Source organism: Thermostilla marina (assembly GCF_054657455.1).
The window spans coordinates 3,251,815-3,264,267 of the sequence record NZ_BAAHYR010000001.1 but is presented as its reverse complement, the minus strand read 5'-3'; the positions used below and the strand labels follow the sequence as shown (position 1 = coordinate 3,264,267).

Below are 12,453 nucleotides of genomic sequence, written 5' to 3'. Positions count from 1 at the left end.
GTAAAGACGGGAAAATCGAATCTCCGAGGCCTTCGGTCCGCCGGCGGCAAGATCCGTCCACCAATCTCCGGCCGCCCTGGTCACTGAGCGGGACGATGGCGGGGAATTTCAGCCCGGAAATCCCCGAGACTCGCCCAATACGTCGGCCGGTTCAAGTCGACTTCGGCGAGCGCTACGTCCCCCCAGCGCTGGGCTTGAGCCAGCAATTCCCCCCGGTGATCGAACACGCCGGAAACGATCCAGTTCTGCGATACGTCCGTGTAGGTGCTGCTGACCAAATAGACGTGGTTCTCGCAGGCACGGGCCCGGGCCAGCAACGGATTGCATCCCCAAACCGGCCAAGCGATGATCTCGGCCCCTTGATTGGCCAACGCGCGAGCCACCTCGGGAAAGAATCCGTCGTAGCACACCATCATGCCCACTTTGCCGAAAGGCGTGTCGAACACGGGATATTCCTTGCCGGGGGTCACGCCGCCCATGATCTCACTGCGGGGCAGACAGACCTTGCGATACTTGCCCGCCAGCCCTTGCTCCGGCCCGATCAGAACCGCCACGTTGTAAACCAGCGGCCCGTCCCGTTCCAGCAACCCAGCCACGATCCACAGATTATGCTGCTTAGCCAGTCGAGCGAAATAGTCGGTCGTTGGGCCTGGGATGGGCTCGGCGACTTCGGCGTAGGTCTTGCCCGAGCCGTAGTAGGTCAGCGTTTCCGGGAGCACAACCAAGTCGGCACGCAATTGCGCAGCTTTCGCGATCAACGGCGCGAATTGTTCGCGTTTCTGTGCAGCTGTCGTCCCTTCGCGGGGCCGATAATGGACGGCCGCCAAACGGACGATTCGTTTCGGCGGCGCCGGCGCCTCGCCGAACGACCAATCGCTCCACGCGATCTGCCCCTGCGGGGCCCAACGCAAATGCAATTCCACGACCGCTCGGCACGCGGCGGGCGGCGCTTGGTACGTACCGGAGACTTCGGTCCACCCTTGGGCGTCGGTATCCCTGTCAGGTGGAAATTCGGGACGGGCAAGCGTCGTGCCATCTCCTCGGAAATAGTCAACCACCGGCCCGGGACGGGGCACCAACCTACCCTGTTCGTCTTGCCATACGATCCGCACCACAGCACTGCGCCGCGGCACATCAACCCCCTTCGTTTTGCGGTAAACACGTAACTTGTAGTACTTGCCTCCCTCCACAGCAAACGTGCGCTGCCACCATCCGATCCGCCCCTCCAACGCATCGGATTCGATCACCAAGGCCCCTCGCCCGTTGCGCCCGCCGCGGGGGGCATAGGCGAACGCCGGAGCGATCTCGTCGCGCGGCGCCGCAACCGACCAGCCGTCGGGACCGTCCGGCACTTCCACTGCTACGGCAGGCTCCATCATCCACGGGAGCCACAAAACGGCCGCAACCGCCGTGAGCCACCAAATTCCGGTGAAGTCCCCGTTGCTGTGCTGGTGTTGCTCGAGCTTGATCCGCATTGTTTCGCCTCCCGACGCGAACCGTCTCCCCGTACGCGTGTTCTCAACTCGCCTTCATTGTAGCCAATACCGAGCCCGCGCGGCCCTAGCCGCCGCTGGGCCTTATTCTACTTCAAACGATGTCCAAAACCCGCTTGTGCAACGGGCTGCTAAACTCCGCGAATTCTCCAAGATCAATTTCCGCCCCTGCCAAAAACGCGAAATTCCCGAACTGGAAACGGCACTAGTCCAGTCGTGTCGATGACGGTGGCTATGCGGCCTATGCTCAAAAAAAGGCCGTTTTAGGGACAAAGCCCCAATCTGCCGGCTTCAATCGCCGATTTCTAATCAAGAGCCGCTTGCGGTCAGGGGCCGTAGAGTCGACGTGGCCGTCACATTCAGATTCCCGGCAGTGAAAACGGGTGGCCTAGGGGGGATTTGCGGGCCAATTCCGGCAGTCGCCGCATCGCGTGTTCTCTTGGCTGGGGCACCCAATGTGGTAGGATGGAGGCTTGTGATAGGTGCAGCCGGGAGTTGAGAGGCGTGAGACCGGCTCGGACCGGAATTTTTTCTGCGACCCAAGATGGTGGCGCTGTGCTGAAGCGATTTAGTTATGCCGTTTCTCGATGGTGGTTCCTGGTCTTCTTGGGCTGGGCCGCTGCCTTTGCCTTTGTGCGACTTGCCGCGCCGGTATGGGATGACGTAGCCCGTGACGGGGATTTTGCCTATCTGCCCGACAGCGTGGCCAGTGTGCAAGGCGAGAAACTTCGCGATGCTGCCTTCGGCGAAGTGCGAAGCAAGAGCGAGGTCGTGTTGGTGCTCGCCCGGCGAGACGGCCCGCTGACGAAGGAAGATCTTGCTTTTGCCGACGAGGTGGTCGCTGCCTATACACCCAAGAAGGGCGAAGAAACCCCTATTCTGGATATCATCGGCCCGCGAACCCCGGTCGTCGGCGAAAAACTCATCAGCCCCCCGGGCGAGAACGGGCAGGCCGCACTGGTCATCCTGCAAATGCAGGGGGAGATCATGGCGGTCGAGAACATGGAGCCGATGTCGCGCATCTACGACAAGTTCCGTGCGCTCGACAATGCCGAAACGAAGCCGGTCGGGCTCACGTTGGGAATTACGGGCTCGGGGGCGATCGGCACCGACATGTTGTTCGCGGCCGAGGAGAGTATCAAGCGAACCGAATGGGCGACCATCGGCCTGATCATCTTGATCTTGCTTGTGGTTTACCGGGCGCCGATTCTTGCGGCCGTGCCGCTGATCGCGATCGCGATCGCCGTCTTTTTCGCTTTCGACGTGATTGCGATCTTGGCCGACATCAGCATGAAGACGAATTGGTACGAATTCGCCGTCTTCAAGACGACGAAGATTTTCGTCGTCGTCGTGTTGTTCGGAGCCGGCACCGACTATTGCTTGTTCTTGATTGCTCGTTACAAGGAAGAGTTGGCCAACGGGTACAGCACGCAAGAGGCGACCGCGCTGGCGTTGGAACGCGTGACCGGCGCGTTGGCGGCCAGCGCACTGACGACCATTTTAGGGTTGGGTACGATGGCCTTCGCCGATTTCGGTAAGTTCCGAAGCGGCGGCCCGGCGATTGCGATATGCCTGGTGATCGCTTTGGCGGCATGCTTGACCCTCGCCCCGGCGATCTTGCGGGTTCTCGGTAAATACGTCTTTTGGCCGTTTTCCGTTCATGAAGGAGGATCATGGGACGGTGAGAGCGACGGTTCGCCTGAGAGCGAGGCGAGGGCCGCACAAGGCGGGCGGTTTCGCGGCTTTTGGGTGGGGTTGAGCGATCTGATTATCGCCCGGCCGGGATGGGTGTTGGTCGTCGGTCTACTCGTGATGGCGCCTTTCGCTTGGCATGGTCGCAAAGTGACGGTGACGTATGACCTGCTCAACGAATTGGGACGGGACCGCCTGTGCGTGCAAGGAACGCATTTGTTGCGAGAATACTTTCCCGCCGGTGAAACCGGGCCTGTGACCGTACTCGTCTACATGCCCGGTGCGGATTTCTCCACCGGCCCGGATCGCTTCCAGCGGCTTCCGAAGCTGGTCGATGCCCTGTACAAGATGGAGTACACCGATTCGACCGGAAAGACCTTCCGGCCTATTCAAAGCGTGCGAAGTCTCGTCGAGCCGTTGGGAGATCGGACGAAGCGCCGCGTGGGCCTTTTCGGCGGCATGCGTCGGGGCGTGATCAGCGGTCGCGCAAAGGAAATCTACGTGGCGCAGCAGGAACCGTACACCGGTTGTGTGACGCGTCTCGACCTCATCTTCCCTTATGATCCGTTCTCGCTGGAAAGTATCCGCTTGTTGGATCACGTCGAGAAGTTCTTGAAGGAATACGCTTCGCAGGAGGATTCGCCGTTTGCCGGAGCCGAGTTCTACTTTCTGGGGACGACCCCCGGGATTCGCGACTTGAAAGCGATCACGGCCAGCGACCAGTTGCTCATTCAAAAGCTCGTTCCGATCGCCGTGTTGTTCGTGTTGATTCTCATCATTCGGCGGCCGTTCATCTCGATTTACTTGGTCTTGTCGGTCATGTGGGGATACTTCGTTACGATCGGCATGACCCAATGGGTGTTTGAATGGTTACACGGCGACTCGTATCACGGCCTGGATTGGAAATTGCCGACGTTTCTGTTCGTGATCCTCGTGGCCATCGGTGAGGATTACAACATCTATCTCGTTACCCGCGTATTCGAAGAGCAAAGGAAGCGCGGGATGGTCGAAGGGCTACGGGCGGCGTTGATTCGCACCGGCGGGATCATTACCAGTTGCGGCATCATCATGGCCGGAACGTTTGCTGCAATGATCACCGGCTCGCTGCGAACCATGCATCAGCTTGGCTTCGCACTGGCAATGGGCGTGCTGCTCGATACGTTCGTGATTCGAACGATTATGGTGCCTTCGTTCATGTTGCTGTGGGGCCGCTTCTGTGAGCGTTTTTTCGGCGGGCGAGGTGATCGCGAAGTGAATGATGCGGTCTCGGAGTCGCCCGAAAATGCCGCTTTGCTTCGTCATCGAGAGAAGCCCCCCGCAGCCGCTGCGCGTCGCTGATGTATGACTTCGGTCGTGCTTCGAATCGGCTTTTTCGCTGCCTTTGCGTTGCCGCGGTTTGCCGACTATCATTGGGCCAAGCACCGTGATGCGCTTGCTCCATGCATGCGGGCGCATGTTCTAGAGTGGTCGGCAAAGCGAGGTAACCGGGGATGAGAACGCAAGCTCGCAACGGGAGGATCGGTGGACGACTCGTCCCCGTTTGGGTCGTGATGGTGGCGGCTTGTGTGTCGGGGGAGACGCTGGTCGGCCAGCAACATTCCTCGCGGGCGATTCGACACAGTGACGTCGTCTTCATGTACGACAACCCGGACCGGTACGCCGATTACGGGTGCACCGTCCTGGGGTGGGCGGGGCGTGCCGACGCCGAACATATCCGTCGTGCTCACGAGGCGGGCGTGCGGCTGTTCACCACGAGTGTCGGTTTCTTGACGGAATTCCGTCGCGTAATCGATTTCACACCCGAGTTTATGGATGCCGCCTGTCGCAACTTCGCAGGTGAACCGTTCATTGTTCCTTGGTTGTGGGATCACAAATACAAGGAACAGCCGGCTTGGTGGTGGTGCACAAACAGCCCGGTGTATCGGAAGTTTTTGTATTCCCGTTTGGACGATGTCGCCGCTTCGGGGGCAGACGGCTTGCACATCGACGATTACGCCGGGACTTCCGCCGCGGTGACTTGGCGATCGGCTTGCTTTTGTCGGTACTGCATGGACGGATTTCGCAAGTACCTGAAGGAAAATGTGGCCCGGGAAAAGCTGACGTCACTGGGTATCGACGATCTGGACGCATTCGACTATCGGCAGTTCTTGCTCGATCACGGGGTGACGCCCGACGAGTACAACCGGAAACGCGGGAGCCTACCGCTGGCCGATGAATTCCTGGATTTCCAGGTCAAAGCAAATGTGGCTTTTGTTGCGGAATACCATCGTGAGGCGTGTCGCCGGGCGGGGCGAAAACTGACGTTGTCGGTCAATTCCGGCTTAGGTTCGCCGATGCGATTGGCCATAGCTCCCTATTTGAGCTACTTCTGTTGCGAGATACCACACAATGCTGCGGACCTCTCGTTTCCGCGACATCCGATCTACATCTACAAATTGGCCGACGCCCTTGGGAAGCCGGTGGCGGCGACCGCTTCGGGCCAGGATTGGGCCTTGATCAACGCCGAGAACCGCACCGCTCTGGTGCGGTCGTGGACGGCGCTATCGTACGCGATGGGCCACAACTTCATGGCGCCGCAACGGCAGTGGTGCTACACGCCGGAAAAGGGAACCCATTGGTATGACGGCCCGACGGAAGAATACGCATACGTGTACCGCTTCGTTCGTGAGCATGCGGAATTGATGGACGGCTACGAAGCGGCCGCATCTGTTGCGGTTGTGTACGGAAGCGAGGCGAATCGCACAAGGAAGGGAAACATCGAACCGATTTGCGTCGAATTGGCTGAGCGAAACGTTCCATTCGGAGTCGTCATTGCGGGTGATGATTGGTTGCCTGACGAACGCCTGACGCTGAAGATGTTGAGTCGCTTCGAGGCAATCGTCGTTCCTGACGATCTTATTCTTGATCCGGCACAACGAGCGGTGTTGGATAGCCTGAGCGAAAGGGTGGTAACGTGGTCGGATCGCGAACGATTGTTCACGCGACTCGGAACCCCGGTCGAGGTAATTGGTGCCGACGACGTGTTGGCCGTTCTCCGGCTTGCGAATGAGGAGCGTCGGCCGGTTGTCGTGCATCTGGTCAACCGCACCTATGCCGGCAAGGACGATCGTTTCGTTCCGAAAGGCGAGTTCAGGGTTGCGCTGGCCGCGTCGCTGTTGCCGCTCGAACCGGCAGCCTATGGTTCGGCCGTGTGGCACACGCCGCGCGGGGATGTCTCGGGCTTGTCGATCCAGGCGGAAAACGAACGCTTGATCGTGACCGTTCCTGGGCTCGAGGAATGGGGAATGCTGGAAATCCGGCCCCGCTGATGTTCGTTGCCGACGGCGAATCCCCTTGCCAAGTTTTTTTGTCTTGCGCAGATTGCATGTATTTGCGTCGGTTCTGAGCGGGGGGAAGCCCCCGACGATGCCGCCGGAATGCCCGTTTCGGCACGAATGAATTGCTATGGCTCCGCCTCTCAGGATTCGCTAGACTTCCCACTTGAACAATCGGAGTCTGAATCAGCGGGCGGCAAAGCGTGCCGGCTGCGCGTCGGTAGTTGGTGGTTGGCGGATCGGCCACGCGGGCGAACACGGAGGTGATCTCGATGCCCCGACCGTATCGGATGCTGCACACGGCGGATGTCCATTTGGAGCGACCGCCGGTGGGGCCGGTGGACTCACCGGACGAATACGTCGATTGGCTGGGTGATGTGCCGTACCAGGTATTCGAGGCCATCGTAGCAAAAGCGGTCGACGAGGCGGTCGACGCCGTGGTGATTGCGGGCGATCTCGTCGATTTGAACCGCGCCGGACCGCGGGCGGTTGCGTTCTTGCTTGAACAGTTCTCGCTTTTGGGAGAAGAAGGAATCGCCGTCGTGTGGGCTCCAGGCACGGCCGAAGTCGACTGGGAAACGAACCGAGACGTTTGGCCCGAGAACGTGCTGTTGCCCAAGCGGCGGCCGACCCTGTTGCGGCCTCAATTGGGAGCACACGATCCTCCCCTGGTGTTTGTCTATTGGCCGTACGGTTTCGAGAGCGAAGCCAACGATCGCCAGGTTCCGGTCGTCCCGGCGGGAAGTCTTGTCGTGGGCGTCGGGCATATCGACGGCGATAAGACCGAGCCGGCCGAGTTGATCGACTGTGTTCCGGACATCGCGGGATCTGCCTATTGGGCCTTAGGTGGGAGCCATCGCCGTAAGACGGTCAATCGCAACGGCGTTTGGTGGCACGATCCGGGGACACCGCAAGGGCGCGACTGGTGCGAGCTTGGAACGCATTCGGTCTCGATTGTCGAAATCGGGGCCGACGGCCTGCTCGATGCTCCGCGGGCGATCACGGTTGAGACGCTGCAATATCGGAAAACGACGTTGTTGATCGAAGCAGAATCGACTCCGGAAACCATCGTCGCTTCCGCGATGCGGGAGGTCGAGGCTGCCACGGCGTCGACAAGGATTGCCGCGTGCTTTGCGGTGGAATTCGCCGGCGGCGCCGCCGACTTGGCTGCGGCGCGACGTAGTGGACTCATCGACAAGGCGTTGCAGAAAATAGCGGAGCGATGTGCCCAGCGGAAACCGTCGTGTCGCATCGGGCCGGTCAGGTTTTCCGTGTGGGACGATCCTGGGGCGGAGTTTGGCGACGAAACGCTCCGGGGCGAGTTATTGAAGATGTTGGCCGGGGGGAACGGAGAAGACGCAACGGAAGCCTCCGAGGGTGAATCATCATCAACTGAAAACGAGGCGGAAAAAGGCGTGAAAATCGCCTTTTCGTCGCGGGACGAGGCCGTCGTTCGTGCGTTGCAGGCACTTCATATCGACTAAGATGCCGACGGCGCGGTCGGAGAAAGGTGGTCCGAAGTCACAATAAGACAGGGACGACACGGACGTGCCCGGGCCGGGGCTCGAAGGAGCGAGTGCGGTGAACATTAGGTCGATCGAGGTGGAACGGTTCGGCATTTGGCGGGATCTCGTAATCGAGGAGCTCTCGCCGGGGCTGAACGTTTTCTACGGCAGGAATGAAGCAGGAAAAACGACACTCTTGGAGTTCCTGCGGGCGATGTGGTTCGGGATGGAATCCCGCAGCCGTTATCTGTTTGAGGACGGCGGCGCGCTGGCCGGTTCGTTGGTGATCCGCGACGGCGAGATCGATTGCCGGTTGTCGAGGCGTTGGCGGCCGGGGGAAGGGGAATCGGTCCGTCTTCTGGACGCCGACGGTGACGTCATCGAGGTCGAGACGCTGGAGACGCTCCTTCACGGTATTGACGAGCCGACGTTCAATCACGTGTTTGCCGTCGGCCTGGACGAACTGGCATCGCTGCGAACATTGGACGAGACGCAGGCAGCCGAACTGCTTTACGATTTAAGCCTCGGCGTCGACCGGGGTGCGTTGGGAAAACTGATCGCCGAGATCGAGCAGACGCGGCGGCGATTGTTTGGTAATGGTGAGCCAGGTGCCTTGGAAAACTGTGCGTCGCGGCTTGAAGAGCTTGCGGAACGGCAGACTGAATACGCGGCGGAGGTGCGGGCACACATTCAACTTGTGCGACAAGCGAAGGAAAACGAGCAACAGATAGCCGCCTTGGAAGAAGAAGCGGCTTCCGTCCAGAAACGGCTTGAGACACTGAAGACGGTCGAGGCTTTATTGCCGCGGTGGCGTCGGTATCGGTCCCTGGCGCGCGAGATCAAACGATTTGATGACCCCGGGCCGACGAGCGAACTGGTCGAGCTGGTCGAACAGGTTCGCGAACGACTGTACCGCAGTCGGGAAAATCTGAAAAAGCTACGGTCGCTGGAATCCCGCTTGCGGAAGAAGATAAAGGCACTAGGGCAGCTCTCCCATGTGTTGCAAGTACGCCCGCAGATCGACGCTCTTGTGTTGAAGCGAGAATGGCTTCCCCGGCTGAAGCAACAGATTGCAGAACTCGAAATGGAAGCCGACCGTCGGCGTCGCCGGCTCGAAGAACTGGGGGCGCGTTTTGGAGTGCCGGTTGCGATCGACTCCGATGACGGTGAGGGCGTGACGATCACATCGGCAACGTGGAAACGACTTCGCGGCCCCGGAAAACGGCTGGGAAAGCTGGAGGCCGAAGCTGCCCGATTACGGGCCGAAGCCGAACGTGCGGAGGCCGAAGCCGTCGAGTTGGAAAAACAATTGGCGTCGGTTTTGTCCGATCGGCCGGACAAGACATTGTCGCAAGCGATCGACCGACTCGGGAAGCGGGCGTCCCGGCTACGGCGGCGGATCGAGTGCGAACGCCGGTTGGAGGAAACAGACGAGTATGCAGCCGAGCTCGATCGGCAAATTCAGCAGTTGCTGGAAGAACAGGGACTGTCCGTGCCGGTGCTGGCCGGAATCGGCGCGGGGTTTATCGTCGGGGCGATGTTGATCTTGTTTACGATCGTTTCGGCCGTCTTTTCCCAAAGCGGATTGGAAGGCTTCGGTATCTTCACCATTCTCGCCGGTGCAGGGGCGATGGCGGCATCGATTGCCGCGAAGTTCCTCCTTGAACGCGAGGCTCGATCGCGATTGGAGCAGTGTCGGCGGCGACGTCAAATGCTCGATACGCAGCGTGCCGAATTGACCGCCGAACGCGCTGCATTGGAAGCCGAGTTGGGCGATAGCGAATGGTCGTGGGAAGCCCGCCTGAAGGAAACGGAAGAAGAACTCGCCGCATTGGACGAGTTTTCGGTACTCGAGGGGAAGCGGGCGGCGGCGGAAGAAGCGGCCGAGTCTCGAATGCGCGAATATGAGGCCGTGGAGGCTCGGCTGGCGGAAGCAAAATCGGAATGGGCAGCCCGTCTCAAAAGTTGTGGACTTCCCGCCGACCTCACACCCGGCCGTGTCGCCGAATTGTTCCGCGAAAGTGACGAAATGGCGGAAATGCGCCGTCGGTATCAAGCGACGCGTGAGGAACTGACTCAGAAGCAACGAGAGCTGGAGACTCTCGTAGTACAGATCCGCCAGGTGGCCGACGCAATCGGTGTGAACGGGGACGAACCGAATGCGTTGTTGACCACGCTGGAAGATACCCTGAAGCTAGCCCTCGAGAAGGATCGGATTCGCAAACGGTTACGCGAAAGAAGGCACTCGCTGCGTCGCAAACGGGAACGGATGATGGCACGCATCGAGCGAGATCGGCTCCGATTGCGGCGCTTGTATCACGAGGCGGGCGCATCCGATTATCGGTCTTTCAAGAAGCGAGCAGAGGAGTCACAAGAACAGGCGGAACGACGCGCCGCGCTCGAGAAAGAAAAAGCCGAGATTCAACTCGTTCTCGATCGCTCGGGCGAGGCTGACGAGATTTTGGTATTGACAAAGCAATACGCCAAAGATTCCCGAGAGTTGACGGCCGAAATCGAACAAGTCGCCAAGAATGCCGCACAGTTGAAATCGACGTTGGAGGGCTGTTACGAGCGGCGGGGGGCGTTGTCGGCAAAGTTGGCCCAGGCGGCCGAAAACAGAGGGCCCGCCCGATGTGCTGTTCGAATACGTGCACTGGAATGGCAAAAAGCGGAGTACGAGCGAGAGTGGAACAGCATTGCGTTGCTGGAACGTGCACTGGCTCGCGTGAGACGACGTTTCGAAACCCGCCGTCAGCCTGAGGCACTCCGGGAAGCTTCGAAGTTGTTCCGCCGATTGACTCGCGGACGCTATCGGCGCGTGTGGACGCCGATCGACGAAGCAGTTCTTTTTGTCGACGATGCCCAAAACGGTGTGCGCCGCGTGGAGCAGCTTTCCCGCGGTACACGAGAACAATTGTTCTTGGCTTTACGGTTGAGTGTCGCTTCGGTGTATGCTCACCAGGAAAAGTCCCTGCCGATCGTTTTGGATGACGTCTTGGTGAATTTTGACGTGAAGCGAGTTACGGCAGCCGTAGATGTGCTGCGGCGGCTTGCCGAAGCCGGACGGCAAATCCTGCTGTTTACCTGTCATCAGCACATCGTTCAGGCATTCCGAAAAGTCGGCGTACCGGGCATTGTGCTGACGGAACACGGTACGATTCTGCTGGAGGCGGCATCCGATTCTGCCCGTCACGTCAAAGCACCCGATGGCCGACGGTCTTCCAAAAAAAGCGAGACGAAGAAGCAGCGCCGTCGGCAGAAGAAAACGGTCGAGCATGCCTTGAAGGGCGAACACGGACCGGACAAATCTGCGGGGGCCAGTGCGGCAAGCCGCGGTGACGACGAAGGTCTTCGAGAAAAGGTTGCCCAAGAAACGCGCGAAGCAAGGGCTGTGACACTTGCATCGTCACCGGATGAGGACGCCGTCGAACAGGGGCCCGACCGCGAAGCGCCGGAGACGCCTCGGAAGTCGGAAGAGAGTGCGGGCGAGAACCACTCGCAACAACCTCGAGACGACCGAGAGGACGACTCGTGGGAGTTCGCCGAATCACGCTGGTTGTCGGAGGGCGAGCATTTTTTCGCGGAATCTGAGACCGAACGAACGTCGGAAGCCGCCTGATCCGCGGCAGGGGTTATGCCGGCTGTGGTGTTTGATCGCCGGTCAGCGTTTCGCGCAATAGCGAGAGATATTTGCGGCGGTACTCGACTGCCAACCAGCCGGTGTACAGCATTCCCGCGACCGCGGCCACCATGCCGGAGATCGCCAGGGTAAGCGGCAACCAAGGGCGAGGCTTGGTATCGGAACTCGATAGGGAGACGCCCGTTTGGCGAGTTTCGGTAGAGGAGGTCTGCGGCGTAGCAGAAGCGTCACTGGGTGAAGTCGAGGGCCCGCCGGGCGTTTCCGATTCTGCAAATACGGCGGGAACGGCTTCTAAGCGGCGGCCCTGCGGAATCTCAGGCAGAGTGGCTGGTGGTGCTTCTTCGGGGGACGATGTTGACGCTTCGGGGGTTGCAACCTGCGGTGGCTCCGGTTGATCCGGCGGTGCGATACGCGGCGGCGGTGTCGTGCCGACGGTAATCCTGTAGCGCACGATTTTTCCGACGAGCTCGGGAGGAAAGTCGCTCTCTGCCACTGTGGCACCTTCTGCCAAGTCCTGCAGCAGATCCGGTTCTATCTGCAGAATATATTCGACACCACCGGTTTCGGCTGGTTGCCATCCGGCCTGGACTGCAATTAGCAAGAAACCGACGGCGGGCAAGGCTGAATACATGACGGTTTCCTCCGGCGACGGAGCGTAATGGGGGAGCCTCCGACGCAAGTGGTTGTGAGATCACGCGTTGCGTTGCATTGTACCATGAATGGGGCTATTCTGTAGACATCGCCTTGCGCTCCCTTTCACGCTGGGCGAACCCCTAGAATTAAGGGGCATGAGCCTAGTTCTTGCGAGG

The 12,453-nt window shown here is 59.9% G+C and carries 6 protein-coding genes; 4 read left to right on the top strand and 2 right to left on the bottom strand.

Annotated features, from left to right (window positions below; all coding sequences use genetic code 11):
• Window positions 1-80 precede the first annotated feature (80 nt).
• Complete coding sequence (locus ACYQ2I_RS11940) at window positions 81-1,475, bottom strand: carbon-nitrogen hydrolase family protein (protein ID WP_460167244.1); 1,395 nt, start codon at window positions 1,473-1,475, stop codon at window positions 81-83.
• A gap of 573 nt (window positions 1,476-2,048) precedes the next feature.
• On the opposite strand from ACYQ2I_RS11940, the gene ACYQ2I_RS11935 reads away from it, so the two are divergent.
• The 4 genes from ACYQ2I_RS11935 to ACYQ2I_RS11920 all read left to right on the top strand — a co-directional run bounded on the left by ACYQ2I_RS11935 (window position 2,049) and on the right by ACYQ2I_RS11920 (window position 11,623).
• Window positions 2,049-4,523: an MMPL family transporter gene (locus ACYQ2I_RS11935; protein ID WP_460167243.1), complete on the top strand. Its 2,475-nt coding sequence runs from the start codon at window positions 2,049-2,051 to the stop codon at window positions 4,521-4,523.
• Window positions 4,524-4,675: 152 nt separating this feature from the next.
• Window positions 4,676-6,493, top strand: coding sequence for an alpha-amylase family protein (locus ACYQ2I_RS11930; protein ID WP_460167242.1), 1,818 nt, complete (start codon window positions 4,676-4,678; stop codon window positions 6,491-6,493).
• Between the two features lie 278 nt (window positions 6,494-6,771).
• The gene (locus ACYQ2I_RS11925; RefSeq protein WP_460167241.1) at window positions 6,772-7,983 is read left to right on the top strand and encodes a metallophosphoesterase family protein; all 1,212 of its coding nucleotides are present in this window, start codon (window positions 6,772-6,774) and stop codon (window positions 7,981-7,983) included.
• A 97-nt stretch (window positions 7,984-8,080) separates the two neighbouring features.
• On the top strand, window positions 8,081-11,623 hold the full coding sequence (locus ACYQ2I_RS11920) for an AAA family ATPase (protein WP_460167240.1): 3,543 nt from the start codon (window positions 8,081-8,083) through the stop codon (window positions 11,621-11,623).
• 13 nt (window positions 11,624-11,636) lie between these two features.
• Here the strand turns inward: ACYQ2I_RS11920 and ACYQ2I_RS11915 are convergent, their stop codons facing one another.
• Window positions 11,637-12,275, bottom strand: coding sequence for an RAD23 family protein (locus ACYQ2I_RS11915; RefSeq protein WP_460167239.1), 639 nt, complete (start codon window positions 12,273-12,275; stop codon window positions 11,637-11,639).
• Window positions 12,276-12,453: the final 178 nt, after the last annotated feature.

Excerpts from the sequence above, each read along its gene's own strand:
- ACYQ2I_RS11940 (WP_460167244.1), bottom strand. The coding sequence starts at position 1,475 with ATGCGGATCAAGCTCGAGCAACACCAGCACAGCAACGGGGACTTCACC.
- ACYQ2I_RS11930 (WP_460167242.1), top strand. The coding sequence starts at position 4,676 with ATGAGAACGCAAGCTCGCAACGGGAGGATCGGTGGACGACTCGTCCCC.
- ACYQ2I_RS11925 (WP_460167241.1), top strand. The coding sequence starts at position 6,772 with ATGCCCCGACCGTATCGGATGCTGCACACGGCGGATGTCCATTTGGAG.
- ACYQ2I_RS11915 (WP_460167239.1), bottom strand. The coding sequence starts at position 12,275 with ATGTATTCAGCCTTGCCCGCCGTCGGTTTCTTGCTAATTGCAGTCCAG.